This is a genomic window from Chitinophaga sp. Cy-1792, from assembly GCF_011752935.1.
GTDB lineage: Bacteria > Bacteroidota > Bacteroidia > Chitinophagales > Chitinophagaceae > Chitinophaga.
The window spans coordinates 571,764-595,998 of the sequence record NZ_VWWO01000002.1; the positions used below are offsets into that span (position 1 = coordinate 571,764).

Below are 24,235 nucleotides of genomic sequence, written 5' to 3' on the forward strand. Positions count from 1 at the left end.
CGGGCTGGACCCCGCTTTCAAAGGATCGTGCGCCGAAGGCGCACGATCCTTTGAAAATATATCAAGCTATCAACGCCTGTTTAACAACAGTTTTATCCGCAAATTTCTTAATCATAATTATCACCACAGCAATCAGCGCAAGCAATATCAGATAAGAATAAGAAAGCGTCTGCTGATCAGTGATATTGATTGAATTCACAATCGCATAACTCGCCACAGAGAACGTCAGGTAGGACCCACCACTCGCTAAGCCGCTAGCTGTTGCCGCATATTCTGGAAAGCTGGTGATGGCGGAAGTAAAGAAAATATTATAGGTAAATCCGTGACAGAAGTGGATCAGCATTACAAATACAATAATGGGTAACAACGCATGAAATACTCCTGCTGTTACTAACATCGTTCCTGCGATGATGAGCTGTGTTGTATTCGCAATTTGTACTTTTTTGAAGAATGGTTTGTCGATAAGATATTTGCTCAGCAGTCCGCCCATGAAGAGTGAGAGACCGGAGGCCAGCGCACAGTAGCCTGATACAACGGGCGTCAGGTGAAAATGTTGTTCAATGATGAAAGGAATACTCATCGCAAAAACCATTACCATGCTATAGCTCAGTCCCAATACCAATATACCCAGACTAAAAGATTTGGTAGACAGCAATTTCTCATAAACCCCTGCAATACTTTTCAGGTGAAACGGGTGTTTGGTCTTAATTGTTTCACCACTAAACCGTAGTTCCAACAGCAGCAGCGCTATGCCGTAGCATGCCAGGAAGTAAAAATTAGCACTCCAGCCAAAACCACTTTGCAGGTAGCCTCCCAGGAAAGGCGCCACTATAGGTCCTATTGCCCAGATGATGGTAAGCATACTGGTATAGTGCTTTCTTTTCTCTCCCGTATATACATCTACCAGGAAAGCCCTTTTACTCACTACTATAAATGATATGGCTATGCCCTGGATAAACCTGAACAGAAATATCAGACCAATATTTTTGGTGGCTACAATACTCAGACTGCTAACAACAAATATTACCAGGGAGATCAGGTTGATTTTATAGCGTCCGAAGCTATCCAGGATGCTACCTACAAATAGTTGTGAAATACCGTAGCTGATCAGGTAAATAGTCAGGGTTAACTTAATATCCAGGACAGACGCCCCTAAGTCTCTGGCCATTTGTGGGAAGGATGGAATGTAAACATCCATGGCAAATCCTGACAGGGGAACTAACGCAAACGCCAGTACGGTGCTTATTTTTCTATTTTCTTTCTTTAGTTGTCTCATCGTTACCAATAATTTACTAAGGCAAAATTCTACATAAAAACATTTGTTTATTGGTAAATACTTACCATAATTTGGTATATTTACGGACAGGGTAGTTGTCACTACCTTAGAAATCAATTGAAAACAATGAAAAGGGAAAATCTGTACGAACCTTTTGAGATTGTATGTAAGATCTCTCACGAGTGCACCAAACTGGAGCATCAGCATTCATTTTTTGAGTTGGTGTATATTCTTTCCGGAACGGGCAAACAACATATTAATGAGTATACACTGGATTATAAATCCGGGCAGATGTTTCTGATTACACCGCAGGATTATCATTCTTTTGATGTAGATACAGCCACTGAGTTTTTTCTGCTCAGGTTCAATGATATTTATATTAAGTCAAAGGCGCTGCAATCGGAAAATATCCAGCGATTGGAGTTTATTTTACAGAATGCGAATCATAAACCTGGCTGTATTTTGAAGAACCAGTCGGATAAGAACCTGGTACGTCCATTGATAGAGGCTTTGGTCAGGGAAGTCGCGAATAGGGATTTGTACGATAAGGAGATTACGCAGCAGTTGGTAAATACCTTAATTGTTGTAGTGGCCAGAAACATCGCGAAGTACCTGCCTCAACAGATCAGCGAAAATACGGATGAAAAAATCGTTGCTATTTTAAACTATATCCAGGCAAATATTTACGAGCCGGAGTTGGTGCGTACAGAAAACATCTGCAGGCATTTTGGTATCTCTGAAAATTATCTGGGACGTTATTTTAAAAAGCATAGCGGTGAAACGCTGCAGTCGTATATCACCAATTATAAACTTTCGTTGGTGGAGTACCGCTTAAAGCATAGTGATAAGCGCATCAATGAAATCGTGGCTGAACTTGGTTTTACGGACCAAAGTCATTTTAATAAATTTTTCCGGCAGCAAAAAGGTATGAGTCCAAAGGCCTTCCGGGAGCATTTTATGAATGCCCGGGTTGCATAAACGCTGTAGTTCGGGATACCTTCTTCACAAGTAAATGGTGGTGGATCCTCTCGTCGCCATACAAATATTACACTGTTCGCAAATTCTCCGTAGTTCCGGGCTCCGGCTTTCGTCGTCGGATAATACACCCTGCGCAAATTATCCTGGGTGGAGGATCCTCTCGCCGTCAAACAAATAATACGCCGTTCGCAAATAATCAGGGGTTTGGGGAGCCGCCCGCCGTCAGGCGGGCGGCTCCCCATTCTTTTAAAATCGGTGCCGAAGGCGCCGATTTTAAAAGAATAAAAAAAATCTCCCAAAACTCAAAAAATAAAAATCATACATCAATCTCCCATTACATCAATTTTTTATCTCCCTATACAAAACCTAATAAAGTTTGTATATTAGTCTGCAAGAACAATAGTCACGTCCCAACCAGCGTGTTATCATTAAGTAAGAATTGAAAAATCAGATTATACCTGATGTCTGCCTACAGTCAATACAGCGATAGTGACCTGGTTCAGCTTATGAAGCAGGATGATGACCGCGCATTTACGGAGATCTATCACCGTTATTGGAAGCGTCTTTTTACGCTTGCCCTGCACCGTCTGGGTTCAAGGCAGATGGCGGAAGATGTGGTGCAGGAAGTATTTTCAGGACTCTGGCAGCGCCGGAACCACACCATCATTGAAGTGCCGGAAGCCTATCTCGCTGTAGCCACGCGCTATGCCGCTATCCGCCAGCTGGCAAAAATGAAATTATCTGTTGATACGGCAGACGTTCCTGAGACATGGCTGAAATATGATGATGATGCAGCCGCAGTGCGGTTTCTGCAGCAGTCTATGGAAGAACAGTTGCAGTTGCTGCCCGAAAAATGCCGGCTTGTATTTGACTACAGCAGAAATAAAGGGTTGTCTAATAAAGAGATTGCCCGCGAATTACAGATCTCTGAGAAAGCAGTGGAAAAGCATATCACCAAAGCCTTACAGCGGCTTCGCATCCAGCTGCGCCACTACCTGCACTTATTTTCTATTCTTCCCTGAAATTTTTTTTTGACTGAAGGTAGGGATGCCTGCTTCTTTCTGTACTATATTATTAACACCTGTAAAAGTTATCCGCACGTATGGAAACTAATGAACTAGTTATGCTGTCCCGGAAATACCTTTCCGGAACAGCCAGTGATGCCGAGAAAGCCGCTTTGCTGCAATGGTACAACGCCTACAGTGAGGGGGAATTGACCGCTATCCTGGAGGCAATGCCGGAAGAAGATGAAGCAGCGCTGGAAGCACGAATGCTGCAACGCTTGCATACCGTCACAGGCACCGGCAGACCAAAAGTTCGTTCGTTGTCCGGGCGGGTAATAAAGATAGCTGCAGCAGCGGTGATGGTGGGTGTAATAGCCGGTGGATGGGCCTGGAGGAAGCATGCTGCTATCGGGGATAAAAGAGCGGTGGCAACTATTGCCGCAGGTAAAAATCCGGTACTGATACTGGAAGATGGTTCTTTCGTAACACTCGACAGTACACAGGATGGTGTGTTGTCGCAGCAGGGACAGGCAGTGGTGTCGAAGTCAGCTTCCACCTTGTCGTATCAGCAACGTGGAAATGCAGATGCCGCCGTGCATTATAATACGCTGAAAACCCCTAAGGGTGGTCAGTTCAGACTGATACTCCCTGATGGTACCAGTGTATGGCTCAACGCTGCCTCTTCCATCACGTACCCTACCACTTTCAGCGGCAAGGAACGTAAGGTGACGATTACCGGAGAAGCCTACTTCGAAGTGGCTGCCGTGGCAGACAAGCCTTTTACAGTTACTGCCGGCAATACCGATGTTTTAGTACTTGGAACAAGTTTTAATATCAATGCTTATGAAGATGAACAAAATACAAAGACAACCCTGTTACAGGGAGCTGTGTTGGTAAAAGGTAAAACCGACATGCAACATCTGCTGCCAGGTCAGCAGGCAGTAGTATCCGCCAATAACCTACAGGTGATAAAGCCGGCAGATATTTTCGCTACTGTTGCCTGGAAGAATGGACTGTTTGCATTTAAAGATGCAGATGCTGCCTCCGTATTACGCGAACTGGCAAGATGGTATAATGTAGAAATTATTTATAAAGGAGGTATGCCAGATGGTGTATTCACAGGGGAAATGTCCAGGTCACTGACTTTAGAACAAGTTGCCGGACTGATGAGAACAACACGGATTCATATGAGTATTACAGATGAGGGTAGAAGTATAACCGTAACACCTAATTAAGAGGTTCACTTAAAGCCTTAGTATACAATACCAGCTATCATACTGGTGGATCAGCGATCCGCCGGAAGGGGTGTTATTTGTCCAATAAAAAACCTGGTGTTAAGATTTGCCGTCCACACCAGGCTAGTGTTCAGTTAATCATTCAGTAAAGCTCTTCTTCCGGGAAAATGGGAAGAAAGAGGATCATCAACCAAACCGTACAAATGTATGCAATTAGTCGATTATTGCAACGGGGTTTTGCGCGCCCGGCAGTCACTGCCCGCCCGTTGTCCAGCCAACCACCAGTACCGTGCGCAGGCAACCAAAATCCGGAAGATCATGAAGCTCACAACGATCCTGCTGACTGTTTTTGCCTTGCACCTCAGTGCTACCGGCGTGTCACAGCAGGTAACCCTTTCCTGTAAAAACATGCCCATTCCCAATGTGCTCACCATCATCAAAGAGCAGACAGGGTATGTGTTTTTCTATCGCACAGAAGATCTGCGGAGTATTCCGCCCGTTACATTACAGCTCTCCGGCGTGCCGGTAAAAGATGCATTGCAACAGGTGCTTACCCGTCCATTGCAGTTTGTGATAGAAGGCAACACCGTGGCCATCTCCAGGATACAACCGATTAAATCGCCGGAACCGCAGGCAGCTAATGGAACTACCGTAGTACTCCCGGATGTCAGCGGCCGTATCACAGACGAGAAAGGACAACCACTACCGGGTATCTCCATTCAGGTGAAAGGTAGCCGCAAAGCTGCCATCACTGATAAAGACGGCCGTTTCCTGATAAGGGAAGCCGGCCCGGGATGTGTACTCATGGTTTCCAGTATAGGTTTCGAATCACAGACAGTAAATGTTAATAGCAGCAATACCGTAAATATCTCTTTAAAATCAAAAGCCGGTGAACTGGATCAATATGTGGTGGTGGGCTATGGCAGCACTAAACGAAAAGACCTCACAGGTTCGGTTGCATCTGTAGACCCCAATGAAATGAAAGATGTGCCCTATGCCAGCCTCGATCAGGCACTTGCCGGTAAGGCTGCCGGTGTGCAGGTGACGCAGGCAGATGGTTCCCCGGGTGGTGTAGCCAAAATACGCATCCGCGGCGGTACCTCACTGATAGGCGGCAACGATCCGTTATACATCATCGACGGCGTACAGGTAACAATCCAGAACAGGTATATCCAGAACCAGGCAGAAGTGGTAAACCCGGTAGAGCGCTTCGGTAGTGACGACCCCAACTCTTCTGTTGGCGGTTCCTTCTCCCGCGGCCTGAATAGCCTCGCAGGACTCAATATCAGTGATATCGAATCGATCGACATACTCAAAGATGCTTCTGCTACCGCTATCTATGGTTCTAAAGCAGCGAATGGTGTTATTATCATCACCACCAAAAAAGGTAAAAAGAACCAGAAACCCGTGCTGGAAGCTAATTACTACGCAGGTTTCAGCAAGCCTGTAAAGGAAAAACTCCTGAACGCTGATCAATACAGGATGATCATGAAAGAGGCTGCGAAAAACCTCAATGATGAACGCGCCGCAGCAGGATTAGCGCCAAACGCGGCTGCAACCAGCATACTGACAGACCCCTCTTTTCTCGGTACCGCCAATACCGACTGGCTGGACCTCATCCTCCAGACCGGCGTGCTGCAGAACGCTGATATCTCTGTAAGGGGCGGTGGTGAAGGCTCCCGCTACTATACATCCCTCGCCTATACCAAACAGTCTGGTACCGTAAAAGGTACTGATTTCAGCCGCATCTCTGGAAAGATCAGCCTCGATAATGAAATCACCAGCAAATTCAGGGTGCTGACCAACCTCGACTATGGCTTTACCAAAAATAATATCACCAATGGTATGTATGCACAGGCGTTGTACGCACCACCAACATTGCCAGCCTATAATGCCGATGGGTCGAAATACCGCTTTCTGGCCTCAAATATCGGCGGCTCAGACTATGAGGGGTATCAGAACCCTTTAGTGCTGCTGGATGGCAGAAATGAGGCTAAAACGGCCTTTTTGCTCGGTTCCTTATCGCTGGAGTATGATGTGTTACCCCAGCTGAAATTCAGAAGCAGCCTTTCTGTTAACTATAACAACTACCACCAGGATAACTACGTGCCAAGTACTGCCGTCATCGCCTCTTCAAATGGTGTAGGCAGTTCCAACGGCGGTACCGCTTCACAGGCACAGTCGGATGATGTCAATCTCTTCTATGAAAATACCCTCACCTGGGAAAAACAATTTAATGACCATCACCGCCTCAATATAGTAGGTGGTACTTCCTGGCAGAAATACCGCTTTAACTCCTTCTCCGCCAGCGGCCAGGGTTTCCCGGATGATAAATACCTCAACAACCTCTCTTCGGCTGCAGTTACCTTACCTGCTACCGGCACCTCCGGACAAAACAGCCTGCTCAGTTTTTACCTGCGTGCCAACTACGCACTGTATGATAAATACCTGTTCACCTTTACCGGCCGCTCGGATGCTTCTTCCAAATTCCCGGCCAGCAACCGCGTGGGATATTTCCCTTCCGGTGGCGTCGCCTGGCGTATCTCCGACGAAAATTTCCTGAAAACAGTCAGCTGGGTCAATGAGCTGAAACTTCGCGCCAGTACAGGATATACCGGTACGCAGAATTTCGGCGATTACATGTTCTACACACTGTATACACCTGCTTCCTATGCCGGCAGTAACGCCCTCGTACCTACGCAATTAGGAAACGAAAAAATTAAATGGGAGAATACCTTGCAAAAAGACCTCGGACTGGACTTCGCCTTCTTTAAAAACAGGCTGAGAGGTGCACTGGGTTACTACGAGAAAACTACTACCGGCTTATTGCTCACTACCAGCCTGGCACCTAGTTCTTCCTACGCTACTGTTATTACTAATCTGGCCACCATCCGCAACCGCGGACTGGAACTGGATCTCCGCGGAGACATTATCCGTAGTAAGAACTTCCAGTGGAACAGTGCCCTGAATATTTCCGGCAACCGCTCCCTGGTAAAAGATATCTCCACGGATTTTACTGATCCGAACGGCGACCCCGCCACTGCACAATATTACCTGGGCAACAGCATCGTACGCAAAAATGAACCGCTGGGCCTGATCTATGGCAGGCAGTTTGCCGGCATTATCCGAACACAGAAAGAACTGGATGCCTATAAAAAGGCTTTCACCTATGCGCAGTGGTTCGCTCCCTATCTCAATATCGGTGACCCCATGTATAAACTGGATAGCACCGGCTATTTCGCGGAAGATGTTATCGGACATGCTCAGCCTAAGTTCTTCGGTGGCTTCACCAATACCTTTACCTGGAAAAACTTCAACCTGATTACCCTGTTCACCTTCTCCTATGGCGGTGATATACTATACCTGGCAGATATCCAGAATGAATACGTAGGCAACCGCGCCAACAAAGGCGTGCGTATCCTCGACCACTATTCAGCTGAAAATCCGAATAGTAACAGGCCCCGGCTCATTCAGGGACAGAACAGTGTCGCTTATACTGCCAGCAATAACGTATATGATGCTTCCTATCTGAAACTGAAATCTATCACACTTACCTATAATGTACCCGCAGCAATAGTACGTCGCATGCACATGCAACAGGCGTCTGCCTACGTGTCAGCCACTAATTTATTCTGCATTACTAAATACCCGGGCCCCGATCCTGAGGTAAGCAATAATCCTTATAGTCTTATCAATGGCAGTAGTGATGTAGGTACCTATCCTACCGTGAAGCAATATACAGTTGGACTCAGGATTGGTTTTTAAAAAATAAATAGTCAGATTATGAAGAAATCAGTTTTATTATATTTTTTACTGCTGACCACAGCCGCCTGTAATAAGGAACTGGGCAAGCTGCCGGAAAATGCCAGGGTAGACGGTAACACCATCCTTGATCAGCGTACTTCTGAGATTGCACTGAATGGTGTATACTATCGCTTTGCGAATATTGATGCCAGCTCAAACACCACCAAATGGCGTGATAATGAATTGCTGCCCGCTATGTGCGCAGGGTACATGGGATATGGATATGGCGCAGATCCTGCAGAAGATAATGACAACGCAAATTCATCGTATGGTAGCGGCCCCTGGACAAGCGCCTATCAGCTGATAAATGCCGCCAACGGTGTAATAGAAGGCGTAAGCGCTTTAAACGATAAGGCATTTACAGATAACCGAAAAAACGGAATACTGGCAGAAGCCCGTTTCCTGCGTGCCTACGGACATTTTCGTTTACTGAGCCTGTATGGAGAATGGTGGGATAAATCCAGCACCTATGGAATTCTCCTGCGAACGGATTTCATTACACTCAGTAATATTTCCAAAAAACGTAGCACCGTTCAGGAAAGTTATGACCAGATTTTGGGAGATGTCAACTTCGCGGTAGATAATGCAGCTACCACCAATCCTGATTATTATGTCACCAAATGGGCAGCCATGGCGCTGAAAATACGTATACTCATGGCCTACGGAGATAATGCCGGCGCTGCATCACTAGCCACTGATATTATCGCCAACAGCCCTTATGCGCTGGAGCCGAATGTAAAGGATATCTTCTATCTGAAAGGCCTGGCAAGTAAAGAGGTCATACTTGGTATTCAGCCACAGCAGAATCAATCTGCCTACTACTATAACCTCAGCTCCCAGTATTATCCCGGTGCCTCTGCCTTATATGTAGCCAAACAGAAATTAAAAGATTTGTATCAAAACGATCCGCGACAATCATGGATCATAGGTAGTGCTAATGCTTATGCGCCAGGCACCTATTATTTTCTGAAATATATACCGCAAGGAACCAAAGCCACTACCGTCTCTGAAACTGCCTATGCATTCCGGCTTACGGAGGTATACCTGCTGGGAGCAGAGGCCATCATCCGAAGCGGTGGGAGTATAACAACGGCGAAAAATATGGTGAAGGAAGTAATGCGTCATGCAGGACTTACCGATTTTTCTGTAATTGATAACGCCACCACCACCGATGATCTCCTGCTGCAGGTTTATTATGAAACAGCCAGAAGTCTCACCGGTGAAGACGGACAGGAATGGATGGCATTATTACGCCAGCCATTTCCCACAGTCCAGCAACTCAAACCGACAATCACCGATAAGATTCAATACATCTTCCCGGTGCCGCATAATGAGTTTTTGCAAAATCCACAGTTCGGCGACCAGAATAAAGGATACCAGAAATAACCTGTACATATAAATCTATCATTGATGAAAAAACAAATCATATTATGTTCGCTGCTGGCAGCTGCAGCCTGTAAACCTGCTGTCACCAAACATGCCAGCATCACCGCAGATATCGCGGGTATAAAAGATACCATCGTTCAGATCATGCGGCCGGTAGCAGATTCGGCACATACTGATACTGTTGCAGTAAAAAACGGGCAGTTTACCTGGACAGGCGAGCTCCCCGAAACACAGAAAATCTATATCGGCACTTCTACCCGCTATATTGAATTATACATGGGAAATGATGAAGTGAAGATTAAAGGAAATATTGATTCCGTAGATAACCTTGTTATAACTGGTGCTGCTGCGCAGGATGAGTATAATGCCTTCCGTAAATCAATAAAAGATATTACCGACCAGGAGTATGCCTTATATGGTACTTATGAAGAAGCACAACGTAATGACAGTGCCAAGGCTACACTGGAGGCTAAACTGGATGGCTTGAGGTTGCAACGGCACGACCGCACGGTAACGTATATACGTACACATCCGGCAAGTGCCATCAGCGTGAGCATGCTGGCAGATATGGCGGTAATGGGAGAGTTCGCACCATTGGATAGTCTGTATAAACAACTGGACCCTGCCGCACAGCAAACCAATGCCGGCAAGCAGCTGGCATCACGGCTAGAAATTCTGAAACGCAGCGCCATCGGCCAACCGATGCTCGACTTCACACAGAACGATACAAATGGTAAGCCGGTAAAATTATCTGATCTCAAGGGTAAATACGTACTGCTCGACTTCTGGGCCAGCTGGTGCGGGCCATGCAGGGCAGAAAACCCCAACGTACTCAAAGCCTATAATACTTTCAAAGATAAAAACTTTATCGTGGTAGGTGTATCCCTCGACGATAATGAAGCGAAGTGGAAAGCTGCCATCAAACAGGACGGCATGCCATGGATACAGCTCTCTGACCTGAAAGGATGGCGCAATGAAGTGGCCCGCCAGTACGGGATCCAGGGCATCCCTTTTTCTTTCCTCATAGACCCGGATGGCAAAATTATTGCGAAGGAACTCAGAGGGCAGAAATTACATGATACACTCACTGCTATTCTCAACAATCAAAAACCAACCATATGAGATTTCATCTGTTAACGGTAACGGCTATATTTTTCGGCACCGCTGCCATGGCACAAAGCCCATTCACCATCAACGGCAATATCAAAGGGCTTAACGGCGGATATATTTACCTCAGCTACGCGACTAGCGGTGATGCATATACGCAAGACAGTACTACTGTAAAAAATGGGCGCTTCACCTTTAAAGGTAAGCTGTCAGAACCCACCCAGGCTCGTTTGTACTATGATAAACAACAGGCGATGATGTCGGCGGATGCCAGTGCTACACTGTTTATTGAACCTGGTACAATGACACTGACCGGAGATAAAACAGCGATCAGCAAATCGAAGCTCACAGGGTCTGCCACCCAGAAAGAGCAGGAAGAACTGGACGCATTGAGGGCAGACGTCAATGCGAAGCTGAAACCACTTTCTGCACAGTATAACAAATTGAACGGCCAACTCATTGCCATGCATAAATCCAAGGCCACGGAGGAAGAGCGTGAAGCGTTCAAAAGTAAGGTAACCGCCGTAAAGGACCAGATGGAGCCTTATTATGACCAGATGGAAAAAATTGATATGGACTTTATTAAAAGTCATCCGGCTTCTTATGTAGCGGCTTCCATTCTTCGCTGGAGAGTGAGCGGTATTCCCTTGCAGGAAGGGGAACAGTATTACGCGGCCATGCCGGCAGCTTTACAGCAAAGCAACGATGGAAAGCAGATCCGCAAAGAACTGGATGGACTCAAAATGGGTTCTCCCGGAAGTGAGGCACATGTTTTTGCGAAAAAGGATATCAATGGAGAAAATCTTAGTCTGGCCGACTTTAAAGGTAAATATGTGCTGGTTGATTTCTGGGCCAGCTGGTGTGTACCTTGCCGGAAAAGTAATCCGCATTTGAAAACACTCTATGCCAAATACAAGGACAAAGGCTTCGAGATCATCGGTATCTCTGACGATGACAGAAATGATGCTGCCTGGAAAAAGGCGGTGGCACAGGATGGTATCGGTATCTGGAAACATGTGTTACGCGGACTGGATATGGATAGACGCATGGCCAACAAGCCAAACCCGGAGGATATCAGTGATTACTATGGTATTCATTCCCTGCCTACCAAAATCCTCATCGATCCCAATGGTATGATCATCGGCCGCTATGGCGGTGGTGGTGAAAATGACGAGGCGATGGACAAAAAACTGGCCGCCATATTTGGTAATATCTAATTAAAAGGATTTCTCCGCTTAAATAAACATGGGGGTCCGGGGGGAGCCGGCCGTGAGGCCGGCTCCCCCGTATTTATTAAATCGGTGCCGAAGGCGCCGATTTAATAAATACAAAACATAACATCATCATCCACCTAAAACAAAAAATAAACAACAAAACACATCTCCCGCTCCGCGAGAAAAAAAATACTACCTAATTATTTTTTTACTAAGTTTGACCCGCTAACAAAATCACACAGCATTGAGGAAGTTGACAGATAAGACGGATGAAACGGCGCTGCTGCAGCAATTTACAGACTACTTCCGCTTATATGAAAACCCGCTCTATTATTTTGCCCTCAAAACTGTACAGTCTGAACTGCTCGCCCGCGACATTATCCAGGAGGTATTTATAAAGCTATGGTCCATCCGTGACCAGTTTGCCGATATCCATAATATGGAGGACTACCTGTATCGCATGGTGCGAAACAAGGTGATGGACGTGCTGCGCCAGCTGGCTAACGACCGTAAACTGCGCGCCGACTACTTCTCCGGCCGCCAGTGGGAAGAAGCCAATACCTTCGATACCCTCGCTGCCAAAGAATATGAAATCGCACTGGCAGAGGCTATCAGCAAACTGCCTCCCCAGCGCCGTCTCATCTACCAGCTCTCCCAGGTAGAAGGCCGTAGCCGCAACGAAATCGCAGAAGAACTGGAAATATCCCCGTCTACCGTGAAAAACCAGCTCACAGCGGCTTTGAGCTACCTTAGGAAGGTGGTAGCCGGACAAATAAAACTTTTTTAAAAAATTTTTTCCCGCCCAATAGGACATCCCCCTTTTGTAATCGTCTCATATATGCAGATGCTATTTTCTGCTGATTTTTAATTGTAGCCGGGAATTGAATAAGGAACATTTTAAAAGATTATTTGAGCGATACGTCGCCGGTAACTGTACCGACGCTGAAAGGGACGAATTCTTCGACCTGTATGCACTTTACCGCAACGATGAACAGCTGCACGAATTCCTCGATGAACTCTATCAACAGATTCGTCAGGATACGCAATCATCTTCCTATATCAATTACCTCGGACAACTCAATGCCGCCGACAATACACCGGTGGTACCCATTTCAAAGGCAAAGACATATCGCCGCATAGCCGCTGCTGCTGGGCTGCTCCTCGTGATCAGCGCCGCCGCATGGATGTGGAAAGGTAATGCCAGACCAACGGTCACCATCGCCGATAATGCGGCAAAAACAACAGCGGTATCACTGCTGGCAGCCACCACCACCATTCATACAGGCACCCACGAACGAAAAGTAATCGTACTGTCTGATAGCACCCGCATCGTCTTAAATGGCGCTACGGAAATCAGGTACCCGGATAAATTCGATGACAAATGCCGCGAAATATTCCTGGAAGGGGAAGCCTTCTTCGAAGTGTCAAATGCCGCACAGTGGCCGTTTGTAATTCATGCTGCCGGAGGTATTAGAACAACAGTGCTGGGTACTTCTTTTAACATAAAAGCATACCCCGATAGAAAACAAACCATCGTTTCTGTTGTAACAGGAAAGGTGAAAGTGAGTAAAAATCAACGGGATCTGTCTACGTTGGTTAAAGGCCAGGAAGTACGCCTGTCTGTCAATTCCAGCGAAATCATCACCAGAAATATTACGGAAGCCGGCATCGCCGCCTGGCAGTCGGGCGACATCGCCTTCAACGACGAATCCATGGAAGATATAGTAAAAGATCTTCAGATCTTTTATGGGATAAACATCACCATTAAAAATAAGGAGTTGGCCAACCTCCTCATCACCACTGGATTTCGGAAGAATACATCCGTTGAGAGTGCCCTCGACAACATATGTGAACTGGCCAATGCCAAATATGCCAGAAACAGTAACGGTTATGTAGTTTATTAGAACTACCCTTTATCATCAACCAATTAAAGTACGAGATGACAAAAAAGATTGTTGTAGTGCTCATGGCATTGCTATGCCTTAACTATGCCGTGTCTGCACAGGTAAGTGAACCTAAGGTAACACTTCACCTCGCCGGTACCAGCGTGAAAGAAGTGCTTAGACTCATGCAGCAACAGACAGGAAAGTATTTTGGCTACCAGTCTAAAGAACTGGATGCATTACCTGCCGTGAAATTCGATGTTACCAACGAAACATTGGATAACGCCCTGGATAAACTGCTGAAAAACACTGGTCTGACCTATGCCATCAAAGGGAATAATGTAGTCATCAAAAAACAAACTACAGATTCACACCCTTCCCGTCAGATTGAAATCACTGTTGAAAATGTTGTTGGTACCCGTAGCCTTTCCGGCCGGGTAACCAACAACGATCAACAGGCCATCCCGGGCGTAACCGTGCTGGGACTCGATTCTAAAAAGATGGCCTTCACGAACGATAACGGAGAATTCTATATCCAGGTGCCCGAAAATGAAAGAATGCTGTCTTTTTCCAGCGTCGGTTTTGAATCACGCAATGTGATGATTGGCGCCGCTAAAGCCATCAACGTAACCCTCAAGGAACGTATGGGCAACCTCAAACAGGTAGAGGTAGTGTCCACGGGTTATGTCAACCTGCCAAAGGAAAGAGCTACCGGCTCCTTCGGTATCGTTACCGCCAAAGACCTGGAAAAAATTCCGGTGCCCAATGTTATCAACCGCCTGGAAGGACAAGTCCCCGGCGTTCAACTCAACCTCACCGAATCTGATAATAGCTTCGTATATACCAATCTTACCGGTAGCAACCAGGGAGAAGGCAGTTACAATATTACCATCCGCGGTGCCTCTACCATCGCTAATAATGGTGTTAACAGAAGACCATTGATTGTTGTAGATGGATTTCCTACGGAGATGGATATACGTACACTCAACCCGGCCGATGTTGAACAGATCACCTTCCTGAAAGACGCTGCCGCAGCCTCTATCTGGGGTGCCAGAGCCTCAGCGGGTGTCATCGTAGTGACCACCAAAAAAGGGAAGGCCGGCGACGGTGCGCCACGCATTTCCTTTACCGCAGGTGCAGGATTCAATGGTAAACCACGCCTCAATACGCTGCCCCTCATGAACGCCGCACAAATGCTGGACTATGAACAGGAACTGGTAACCAAAGGCTTTATCACGGATCCAACCAAACTGTCTGGCGCCAGCCAGCGCCCTGTCAGCGATGGGGTAGACTGGATGTTTAAACTCAAAAGAGGGGAGATCACGCAGGCACAGGAAGATAGCTTCTTCACCATCCTGAAAGGAAGAGATTCCCGGGATCAGGTGATGAAATACCTCGTACAGCCCGCATCCACACAGCACTATGATCTCAATATCAGCGGCGGTACTGCCCGACATACCTATTTCGTTTCCGGCGCCTATGATAAAGAAAATACCAGCACTAAAAATAACTACGGAGAACGTATGACCCTCTCCGTTAATCAGGACTTCAAACTGTTTAAAAATATTACCTTCAGCGCAAACCTCCGCGGTAGCTGGTTCCGTTACAGCACCGGCTCCCTGGGCATTGGCGTATATGCAAGAAATTCTCTTCCGCTGCTGCCATATGATCAGCTGGTAGATGATAATGGTAATAGTGTGAATTTTTCCCGCGCTTACTATAGCGGCCGGCTTACTTCGCTGGAAGCAAAAGGATATTTACCATGGCGATATAATTATATCAATGAATTAGCCATGGAAGATAATACCGCAGCGGAAAGCAACTATGGCGCTGTATTAGGACTGAATGTACCTGTCTACAAGGGGCTTACGTTCAATATGCAGTACATGGCGGAAAAGAATAACAATTCAAGAAAGATATATAATAGCGATAGTAGCTACTATACCCGTAACGTCATCAACGGCGCTACCTCCATCGGTAGCAACGGTAAACTGGTATATGGTGTGCCTACCGGCGGTATCATGAATATGAATGATGCTTCTAAAAACAACTACAGCATCAGGGGCCAGCTCAACTACGACCGCAACTTCTCCAACCTGCATCAGATCAATGCACTGGCAGGTATGGAAGCCCGCCAGACAATAGAAGGAGCCTCCACCAACCGCCTCTATGGCTTTAATCCTGCTACACAGTTCAATAAACCGGTAGATTATGTATCCAACTATGTTTCTGTAGATGGTTACCTGTACCAGGTACCGTTTGGTCAGAGCTATTCCAATCAACATAAAAGATTCCTCTCTTACCTCGGCAACTTCGCCTATACCTATGCCGGAAAATATACCGTCTCCGGTTCCGCGAGGTACGACGATTACAATAACTTCGGCCTCGATAAAAAATACCGCGCAAAGCCTTTCTGGTCTACAGGTATGTCCTGGAATATGACCAAAGAGGACTTCATGCAGCAGATCGGATGGCTCAATAACCTGACACTCCGCGCTACCTACGGTATCAACGGTAATATCAGCCTCTCCGCATTGCCATACGACCAGATCTACCTGATCGCTTCCTACTATGCGGCACCGAACGATCCCTATGCCGGTTTTAATTCCCCCGCAAACCCGGGACTCCGCTGGGAACAAACAGGTACCTATAACTTCGGCGCAGATTTCAGCATGTTAAATAACAGGCTGACTGGTTCCATCGAGTTCTATACTAAAAAAGGAACGGATCTGTTTGCACAGTTCCCGGTAGACAATACCGTAGGTTTCGATAACCTTACCCGTAACACTTCTACCATGACCGGTAAAGGTATTGATATCGCTATCGGCGGAACCATCCTCCGTAAAAACGACTGGGACTGGAATGCACGGCTGGTATTCTCCTACAACACCAATAAGGTAACCGATGCCCGCTACAATATCACCAGCACCTTATTACAATCCGGTGGCGTCGGTGCGCCGATTGCAGGCCTGCCTACAGATTACCTGCTGGTATACCGGTATGCCGGACTTGATAATGCCGGTAGTCCGCGTATCATTGGAGGTAAGGGAGATACCCTCAGTATATACCAGAACGTTAGTTCCATCAACGACCTGAAATTAGCCGGCCGAATAGCGCCGCCATATTTTGGTAGCTTCTCGCAGACACTCCGCTACAAAGGAATTTCCTTGTACGTGATGCTGACATACAAATTCGGTTATGTGTTCCAGCGTGCTGTTCCGGGCGAATACCCTGGCAGGTATGGGCTGTCAAATTATGAAACCAATAACCTGATCGCTGACCGCTGGCGTAAACCTGGCGATGAAGCATTTACCAATGTTCCCGGCCTCTCCGGAAATGGTACTACCGGCCTTACACGCTATACCAATGCAGATATAAATGTATTACCGGGAGATCATATTCGCCTGCGCGAAATATCACTTACTTACGATGTGCCAATGGCTAAATTGAGCCGCCTGCCTGTCAAAGGCCTCTCTGTTTCCGCCACCGGCCGAAACCTGGGCATGGTATGGGTAAAAAATGATCTTGGTTACGATCCTGATTTTCCACCATCTACCCGTAACCTGAAAATACCGCCATCTGCCGCTTACAACTTTTCTGTAAACGTCACCTTTTAATCATCTGACTAAGTGAATAAAATGCGCAACTATAAATTAATCTCCACCATACTACTTACCACAGCGATTTTACAGAGCTGTGGTAAATATACCGACATCAAAACGGAAGGTGCCCTGACACCAGGCGATTATCTGAACTACCGTTACCTGATGAACAACCAGGAATTTATTGACCGCTCTATAGATATGCCGGATATCTCTGCCGATGATCAGGAATACCTGGACTTCACCCAACAGAAAGCCCTGGCCACACAGGTCATGAATGCCTATATGTGGGGCGCTCAATACTACGATATCAATACCGCCGACCCGGACTGGAAGCTCTTGTACGCTTCCAACTATCCCTGCAATCTCGTCATCCGTGATGTGATGAGCAGCAGCGGCGGTAACCTGAAAGATAAAAAACAGGTGCTGGCAGAAGCCCGCGTACACCGTGCCTATAACTATTTCACGCTGGTAAATGAATATGGCAAACAATATGATGCCACCACCAGCAACGCTGATCTCGGTGTGCCGCTCGTGCTGGACCCTGATGTAGCCCTCATCCCCACACGTACTACGGTGAAGGCTGCCTATGATAACGTCATCGCGGATCTTACCGCCGCAATACCAGATCTGCCTGCATTGAATAATTATAATATCTATCCTTCACAGGCTGCCGCATATGCTTTGCTGGCAAGGGTATACCTTCAGATGGGTAATTATGAGGAGGCAGGAAAAAATGCGGCCAGTGCATTGACTATTCAAAATACACTGAACGATTTACCTGCACTGACTACCTATCCTGTGCGACTCAATAACCCGGAAGTGATCCTCTCCAAGAAGGCCGGCAGTAGCCACGCCTGGTCGGTGTACCTGATGCTGAGCAAAAGTCTGCTCGCGCTCTTCGATAAAAAGGATAGCCGTTATACATTGCTGACACAGGATTATGTATTAAACGGTGTTACCTACCGGATGAGCAGTACGGAAGTGCTCAGTGGTGAAAACCGTAACCTGGGGCCTTCCGTTCCTGAAATGATGCTGATAAAAGCTGAAGGACAGGCAAGGGCAGGCGATGCCGCCGGCGCCATGACGACCATCAACACCCTCCGTCAGAAACGCTTTAAGGCAGCTGATTATGTGGCCCTCACTGCAAGCGATAAAGACGACGCACTGGTAAAAGTATTACAGGAGAGAAGGAGAGAACTGGCATTTAAATGTATGAGATGGTTTGATCAGAAGAGACTAGCGGGAGATGCCCGTTTTACTTCACCTGTTACCCGCACCAACCTGCTTACAAACGAATCGTATACCCTGGAACCAGGAAGTAACAGATATGTATATCCTGTTCCGCAATATAATATTCAGCTCAACCCTTCACTGGAACAAAATCCCAGGTAAGGTCTGACACGGATAACCATGCTTTAAATTTATTTTGATGAAGAAATTTATTTCTGCACTCATACTGCCGATGACAGTATGTACTGGCACTGCCATGGCACAACAGCACTATGTTGAAACCGCAAAATTTACCCCTGAAAGGCCCGTTGCCGGCGATTCCGCACAGGTATTCTATAACCCGGAAGGTTCCGCGCTGCAAGGCCTGGCGCCTGTGAATGGCGTGGTATGGTTCTACCGCAACAACGCCTGGGAAACCATCGATATGCCCATGAGAATGGTGGATAGCGGCTGGATAGGAAAAATGTATATACCGGAAAAAGCAGCGATTGTCATCATGACTTTCAATGCTAACGGTAAAACGGATAAAGGAAACAAATGGCCCCATGCTGCAATGGTCTTCGATAAGCAGGGGCAGCAAATGCCCACCAGCTACGCCGCCTGGGGCATGCTGCGCACTGCTTTCATGAAACAGGACATGCCGCCCGCCATCACAGATTCGGCTTACATCGGTGATGATGTAGCACTGTTCTGGATGAACAATGAATTGAAGTACTACCCGGACAGCCGCCGACATATCTATTATCCGGCAATGCAACTGGTGAAAAAGGAACGTGGCGCTGCCGCTGATTCCATTATCTTCAAACAGGGGAAATATGTCGGTAGTCTGCCGGATGTTACTGAATCAGAACTGATGTCTGTTGCAAAAGCATTTAAAAATATCCTGGGTAACAACGCCGCAGCAGATTCTGTCAATAACATCATTGACAGTAAATTTCCTGATGGCATCACCGCCAGGGACCAGATGATCTATAAACTGTTCCGCGCCAGCGAAAAAGAACGTGATTCCCTCTGGCAGATTTTCGTACAGCGCTGGCCGTTAGAAAAATTTCAACACGTAAATACAGAAACCACGCAGCTGTATTACGGTAAAGTATTCAGGGCTATTGTATACCAGTATGTGCAGAGAAATCAGCGCCTCGATATCCTCGATAAAATGATGGACAACGCACCGCTGGTATGCCTGACGGAATTCCATCGCCTCCTCATCATGAACGCCCTCGACCATGATCAGATCAAAATGGCAGATGCTTTTCCCTATTCCGTTAAACTGGTGAATCACATAGACGCCTATACGAACAAACGTATCGGTGACAACAGCAATTTATACAGTCCTTTGCAGTGGCGCGATTACGTGCTGTCGCTCTCCGTTGCTGCCTTCATGGGCCATGCACGCCTGTTGCACCAGCAACACAACGATAAGGAAGCACTGCTATGGCTGAATAAAGTAAAAGAACAGCCTATGGCACAGCGCGCCGACTTCCTCAGCCTATACGCGCAGGTACTGCTGGCTACCGGCCACCAGCAGGAAGCCCTCCAGGTGGCGGAAAATGCTGCCCGCGGCAACAAGGCTTCTCCTGAAATTATCACGGTGCTGAAACAGGATTATGTCGCGAAACATAAGTCTGATAAGGGTTTTGAAGCATACTTTGAAGGTATGAAAAACCCGGACGACCTCAACGCGGAGCGCGAAGCACTACGCGCCCAGATGATCCGGAAAGATGCGCCTGCATTTAAACTGGAAAACCTCGCCGGCGGAAACACAGAACTGGCAAAACTGAAAGGTAAAGTCGTTGTCCTCGACTTCTGGGCTACCTGGTGCGGCCCTTGTAAAGAAGCCATGCCAGGCATGCAGATGGCGGTTAATAAATACGCAAATGATAAAGAGGTAGCGTTTTATTTCATCGCCACACAGGAAACAAAACCCGACTATAAAGCGGCTATCAGGCAGTTTCTGAAAGATAAAAATTACAACTTCAGCGTTCTGCTCGACAGCAAAAGCAAAACCACCGGTCACCTCGATGATGCCTACAATAACTTTGTAAGAGGCATGGGCTTCTCCGGTATCCCGGCAAAATTCATCATCGACAGGCACGGTGTTATCCGCTGGATGGGCAGTGGCTACAAAGGCAGTCCCAGCGCCCTCGCTGATGAAATCAGCTATATCATTGACCTGTTAAAAAAGGAAGGATGAGAAAATTATCAGGGGTGCTCCTCTTCCTGCTGATCATATTACCTGCGCTTCATGCGCAGGTAAGCACCCCCGTGCACTTCAGCAATAACGACACCATTCGCTTCGGTGGCACCCTCACCATGCCGGCCATAAAAGGTAAAGTTCCGGCAGTAGTGCTGCTCAGCGGTACCGGAAAACAAGACCGCGATGGCACCATGGCCGGACATAAAATGTTCAAAGCCCTGGCGGATTCCCTCGCAGCTGCCGGTATCGCCGTTCTTCGTACTGACGACAGGGGGACAGGTGAAACCAATGGTACCTATGAAGAGGCTACCACCGCAGATTTTGCCAACGACGCATTAGCGGCAGTCGCCTTTCTGCGTAAACAACCCCGTATCGGGAAAATAGGCCTCATAGGCCACAGCGAAGGCGGCGCCGCTGCCATCATCGCCGCCGCCCAGGCGCCACAACAGGTTGATTTTGTAATCACCCTCGCCGGACTCGCCACCCGAGGCATCGATGCACTGATGTACCAGAACATGGCCCTCATCGAGGCAGCGCCTATCAGCGACTACGATAAGAACAGGCACCGTACCATCAATACACGCATGTTTGATACGGCTTACTGTTACGCCTATACGCCGCAAATGGAAGCTAAACTGCGTGCTACTTATAACCAATGGAAACATGCGGACGACAGCGCCTATGCCGTTGATAAACCCGGCATCGCCGACCATATGCGCTACTTCGCAGATTCGTATATCCGGCAGGCCACCGGCCGATGGTACCAATACCACATACGCTACGACCCGGTGCCGCTACTGCAGAAAATCAAAGTGCCATTCCTCGCACTCAACGGCGACAAAGACATCATGGTGCCCTACGCACCTAACTTTAAAGTAATCATGGAAAGTTTAGCGGCCGCTGGTAATAAACAGGTGCAAACCATTGTACTGCCAGGATTAAACCACCTGCTGCTGCATTGCAATACCTGCACCAATGATGAATTACCACGACTGCCGGGCGATATAGACCAGAGCGTTATCACAGCAATTCGCCGTTTCATAAAATCAACAATCAGGTAACATTTTTCTCATAAGCAAAAACGTAAGTATAGGTATCCACAGCTCTCTTTTGGGAGCTGTTTTTATTTAAAAAAGAATATATTCATAGCGTAATTTGTAGCATATGAATAGAATTAAGCCCTGGCATCCTTTTAGTCTGTTGGTAATCATCTTTGTAATACTTGCACTGACCACCAAAACGGCAATAGATCTTCACATACATGATACCTATTTTGTTATTGCCGGATCACAATGGTATGCCGTTCTGGCCATACTGTCCTTGCTACCGGCACTGATCTACTTTTTTACGAAAAAACTGCTGTATTCGAATATACTAACCTGGACGCATATACTAGGTTCCTTTGCCACAGTACTGTTCAGCTATGGCTGCATTACCTGGTCGCAATGGAAAATGAATCAGCAAATGACTGATGCGGGTATAAGTTATACGACATTATTTGAGAGGAGTAGCTGGGATCGCTGGGCTGCTATAGGTGTATTGCTGTTATTATTATTACAATTCGTGTTTTTCTATAACCTGATCGCAGGTGTAATAATTAGTAGTAAAAAGAAATAATTTTTTATGAAGAAATTAAAACAGCAACCCTGGCTGATACTGTTTGTCCCTATCGTAATAATGATAATGACCGGCCTATTTTGGGGCAGTAATCCCCATGATTATTTTTATAAATACGATTTTGGGTTATTTAGCATAACACAGGGTATGGCCCTGGGCGCAGTAGCACTGGCAGTATTGATTGTGGTGTATCATTATTGCCATTCCTGGTTGTTTTCAAACTTACTGACATGGGTACACGTTATCTTATGTTTTATCTGTGCCGGACTTTATTTTACGTTATATTTTTTATTAGCACGTCTCTTGCAAAATGCCTATCCGCAATTAACGAAGGCTGAAAGACTTTCATATACTGTAATGGGAATGGATCTGACGGAATCCCTTACCAGGTTATTTGTCCTGCTGCAATTGCTCTTCTTTGTCAATATCTGTTTGTACTATTGGAAAAAAAACAGGCAGACAAAAAAAATGAATTTATCTACGCAAGCTGAAGTATAACAATGGATTTAGTCTGACCGCAAGTATGGTAGTTATTATTTAAAAATTTTTTATGAAGCAATTAAAACAGCGACCCTGGCTGATACTGTTTATCCCAGTACTGATACTCCTCGTTTGTGCATTGTGTTGGACGTTATACCCAACGGATTATTTCAGCAATGACGGAAACACCCGGAAAGGGAGCGTGGTACCGGAATTCTCGCTATGTGGGTGCCTATTCCTGGTAATACCAATCGCCGTTTATTATGGTTGCAGGAAGTTAACGCTTATCAGTAAACTGACATGGATACACGTTGTTTTATCCTTCGTCTGTACGGTACCATTTATATGGCTATTGTTGAATCTTGGATTTAGTGATCCTGTTGAATCGGTATTGGCGATTATCTTAGGTGCAGCCGTTTATTTCGGTTACATTCAGCTATTCGCATATGCTTACCTGGGTCTGCAATCATTGCTGTTGATCAATGTTATCATTGGGCTTAGAAGAAAAAAACAAGCGAAAAAAATGCAGCCAATCCCGGCAAATTAATTAAAACAAGCCTTTCCTGCCCGTACATTTGCAAAACAACAAAACATAGGTCTTATGCTGCTTTGCTCCTTATGCTGCTTTGCGTGAAAAAAGAAAAGCGCCGAACGGCGCTTCTCAGGAAAATCTTACTTCGCATCCGGCTCAAAATCCAGCGATACCGAATTCATACAAAACCGTTTATGCGTTGGCGCTGGCCCGTCATCGAAGATATGCCCCAGGTGCGAGTTGCAACGGGCGCACTCTACTTCAATACGCTCCATGCCAAAGGAATTGTCTGGCTTGTAAATCACCGCGTTCGGACGTACCGCTTCAAAGAAACTTGGCCATCCGCAGCTGCTGGCAAACTTCGCGTCTGAACGGAATAGCTTATTACCACATACGGCGCAATAATAAGTGCCTCTTGTTTCACTATCCCAGTATTTACCGGTAAATGCACGCTCTGTGCCCTGTTCCCTTGCCACATTGTACAAATCCGGCGGCAGAATCTTTTTCCACTCCGCATTGCTGACATTCAGATGGTTCGTGTCCGTACGGGAATAGTACGGGTTGTTCTTATGGTCATTACTCATAGTCTCAGTTTTTTTTGTTTGTCCTTTACAGGAGGTCTGGGCAAGAAGCCCACAGATTAACAATAGAATTATGTTGGAGAATAACGCTTTCATTTTTATTTTT

Annotated in this window: 18 protein-coding genes; 16 read left to right on the forward strand and 2 right to left on the reverse strand. The window is 46.6% G+C overall.

What is annotated here, in order from left to right:
- Positions 1–61 precede the first annotated feature (61 nt).
- The gene (locus F3J22_RS16615; RefSeq protein WP_167019074.1) at positions 62–1,276 is read right to left on the reverse strand and encodes an MFS transporter; all 1,215 of its coding nucleotides are present in this window, start codon (positions 1,274–1,276) and stop codon (positions 62–64) included.
- Between the two features lie 126 nt (positions 1,277–1,402).
- Between F3J22_RS16615 and F3J22_RS16620 the strand changes: the two genes are divergently transcribed.
- From F3J22_RS16620 to F3J22_RS16695, 16 genes are all read left to right on the forward strand, one after another.
- A complete protein-coding gene (locus tag F3J22_RS16620) occupies positions 1,403–2,254 on the forward strand; it encodes an AraC family transcriptional regulator (protein WP_167019075.1) in 852 nt (283 codons plus the stop codon).
- A 461-nt stretch (positions 2,255–2,715) separates the two neighbouring features.
- The gene (locus F3J22_RS16625) at positions 2,716–3,276 is read left to right on the forward strand and encodes an RNA polymerase sigma factor (protein WP_167019076.1); all 561 of its coding nucleotides are present in this window, start codon (positions 2,716–2,718) and stop codon (positions 3,274–3,276) included.
- Between the two features lie 80 nt (positions 3,277–3,356).
- Positions 3,357–4,493, forward strand: coding sequence for a FecR domain-containing protein (locus F3J22_RS16630; RefSeq protein ID WP_167019077.1), 1,137 nt, complete (start codon positions 3,357–3,359; stop codon positions 4,491–4,493).
- 207 nt (positions 4,494–4,700) lie between these two features.
- Positions 4,701–8,258 (forward strand): TonB-dependent receptor, encoded by a 3,558-nt coding sequence (locus F3J22_RS16635; protein WP_240155114.1) that lies wholly within the window; start codon positions 4,701–4,703, stop codon positions 8,256–8,258.
- An 18-nt stretch (positions 8,259–8,276) separates the two neighbouring features.
- On the forward strand, positions 8,277–9,683 hold the full coding sequence (locus F3J22_RS16640) for a RagB/SusD family nutrient uptake outer membrane protein (protein ID WP_167019078.1): 1,407 nt from the start codon (positions 8,277–8,279) through the stop codon (positions 9,681–9,683).
- Positions 9,684–9,707: 24 nt separating this feature from the next.
- Positions 9,708–10,805, forward strand: coding sequence for a TlpA disulfide reductase family protein (locus F3J22_RS16645; protein ID WP_167019079.1), 1,098 nt, complete (start codon positions 9,708–9,710; stop codon positions 10,803–10,805).
- Positions 10,802–12,007, forward strand: a complete 1,206-nt coding sequence (locus F3J22_RS16650; RefSeq protein ID WP_205195375.1) for a TlpA disulfide reductase family protein — start codon at positions 10,802–10,804, stop codon at positions 12,005–12,007. Before F3J22_RS16645 ends, F3J22_RS16650 begins: the two co-directional genes overlap by 4 nt.
- 241 nt (positions 12,008–12,248) lie before the next feature.
- The gene (locus tag F3J22_RS16655; protein WP_167019080.1) at positions 12,249–12,791 is read left to right on the forward strand and encodes an RNA polymerase sigma-70 factor; all 543 of its coding nucleotides are present in this window, start codon (positions 12,249–12,251) and stop codon (positions 12,789–12,791) included.
- Between the two features lie 94 nt (positions 12,792–12,885).
- On the forward strand, positions 12,886–13,908 hold the full coding sequence (locus tag F3J22_RS16660; RefSeq protein ID WP_167019081.1) for a FecR family protein: 1,023 nt from the start codon (positions 12,886–12,888) through the stop codon (positions 13,906–13,908).
- Between the two features lie 35 nt (positions 13,909–13,943).
- Complete coding sequence (locus F3J22_RS16665; protein WP_167019082.1) at positions 13,944–17,504, forward strand: SusC/RagA family TonB-linked outer membrane protein; 3,561 nt, start codon at positions 13,944–13,946, stop codon at positions 17,502–17,504.
- 21 nt (positions 17,505–17,525) lie between these two features.
- Complete coding sequence (locus tag F3J22_RS16670; protein ID WP_167019083.1) at positions 17,526–18,884, forward strand: RagB/SusD family nutrient uptake outer membrane protein; 1,359 nt, start codon at positions 17,526–17,528, stop codon at positions 18,882–18,884.
- Between the two features lie 37 nt (positions 18,885–18,921).
- Positions 18,922–20,916 (forward strand): redoxin domain-containing protein, encoded by a 1,995-nt coding sequence (locus tag F3J22_RS16675; protein ID WP_167019084.1) that lies wholly within the window; start codon positions 18,922–18,924, stop codon positions 20,914–20,916.
- On the forward strand, positions 20,913–21,980 hold the full coding sequence (locus tag F3J22_RS16680; protein WP_167019085.1) for a S9 family peptidase: 1,068 nt from the start codon (positions 20,913–20,915) through the stop codon (positions 21,978–21,980). Before F3J22_RS16675 ends, F3J22_RS16680 begins: the two co-directional genes overlap by 4 nt.
- Positions 21,981–22,083: 103 nt before the next feature.
- A complete protein-coding gene (locus tag F3J22_RS16685) occupies positions 22,084–22,536 on the forward strand; it encodes a hypothetical protein (RefSeq protein WP_167019086.1) in 453 nt (150 codons plus the stop codon).
- A 6-nt stretch (positions 22,537–22,542) separates the two neighbouring features.
- Complete coding sequence (locus tag F3J22_RS16690; protein WP_167019087.1) at positions 22,543–23,034, forward strand: hypothetical protein; 492 nt, start codon at positions 22,543–22,545, stop codon at positions 23,032–23,034.
- A 52-nt stretch (positions 23,035–23,086) separates the two neighbouring features.
- Positions 23,087–23,563 carry a hypothetical protein gene (locus F3J22_RS16695; RefSeq protein ID WP_167019088.1) on the forward strand — a complete coding sequence of 159 codons (477 nt, stop codon included), beginning with the start codon at positions 23,087–23,089 and terminating at the stop codon, positions 23,561–23,563.
- A gap of 125 nt (positions 23,564–23,688) precedes the next feature.
- Here F3J22_RS16695 and msrB read toward each other — a convergent pair whose 3' ends face one another.
- Positions 23,689–24,132 (reverse strand): peptide-methionine (R)-S-oxide reductase MsrB, encoded by a 444-nt coding sequence (gene msrB, locus F3J22_RS16700; protein ID WP_240155115.1) that lies wholly within the window; start codon positions 24,130–24,132, stop codon positions 23,689–23,691.
- Positions 24,133–24,235: the final 103 nt, after the last annotated feature.

Excerpts from the sequence above, each read along its gene's own strand:
- msrB (WP_240155115.1), bottom strand. The coding sequence starts at position 24,132 with ATGAGTAATGACCATAAGAACAACCCGTACTATTCCCGTACGGACACG.
- F3J22_RS16640 (WP_167019078.1), top strand. The coding sequence starts at position 8,277 with ATGAAGAAATCAGTTTTATTATATTTTTTACTGCTGACCACAGCCGCC.
- F3J22_RS16620 (WP_167019075.1), top strand. The coding sequence starts at position 1,403 with ATGAAAAGGGAAAATCTGTACGAACCTTTTGAGATTGTATGTAAGATC.
- F3J22_RS16680 (WP_167019085.1), top strand. The coding sequence starts at position 20,913 with ATGAGAAAATTATCAGGGGTGCTCCTCTTCCTGCTGATCATATTACCT.
- F3J22_RS16685 (WP_167019086.1), top strand. The coding sequence starts at position 22,084 with ATGAATAGAATTAAGCCCTGGCATCCTTTTAGTCTGTTGGTAATCATC.
- F3J22_RS16635 (WP_240155114.1), top strand. The coding sequence starts at position 4,701 with ATGCAATTAGTCGATTATTGCAACGGGGTTTTGCGCGCCCGGCAGTCA.
- F3J22_RS16650 (WP_205195375.1), top strand. The coding sequence starts at position 10,802 with ATGAGATTTCATCTGTTAACGGTAACGGCTATATTTTTCGGCACCGCT.
- F3J22_RS16630 (WP_167019077.1), top strand. The coding sequence starts at position 3,357 with ATGGAAACTAATGAACTAGTTATGCTGTCCCGGAAATACCTTTCCGGA.
- F3J22_RS16670 (WP_167019083.1), top strand. The coding sequence starts at position 17,526 with ATGCGCAACTATAAATTAATCTCCACCATACTACTTACCACAGCGATT.
- F3J22_RS16645 (WP_167019079.1), top strand. The coding sequence starts at position 9,708 with ATGAAAAAACAAATCATATTATGTTCGCTGCTGGCAGCTGCAGCCTGT.
- F3J22_RS16690 (WP_167019087.1), top strand. The coding sequence starts at position 22,543 with ATGAAGAAATTAAAACAGCAACCCTGGCTGATACTGTTTGTCCCTATC.
- F3J22_RS16665 (WP_167019082.1), top strand. The coding sequence starts at position 13,944 with ATGACAAAAAAGATTGTTGTAGTGCTCATGGCATTGCTATGCCTTAAC.
- F3J22_RS16615 (WP_167019074.1), bottom strand. The coding sequence starts at position 1,276 with ATGAGACAACTAAAGAAAGAAAATAGAAAAATAAGCACCGTACTGGCG.
- F3J22_RS16695 (WP_167019088.1), top strand. The coding sequence starts at position 23,087 with ATGAAGCAATTAAAACAGCGACCCTGGCTGATACTGTTTATCCCAGTA.
- F3J22_RS16675 (WP_167019084.1), top strand. The coding sequence starts at position 18,922 with ATGAAGAAATTTATTTCTGCACTCATACTGCCGATGACAGTATGTACT.
- F3J22_RS16625 (WP_167019076.1), top strand. The coding sequence starts at position 2,716 with ATGTCTGCCTACAGTCAATACAGCGATAGTGACCTGGTTCAGCTTATG.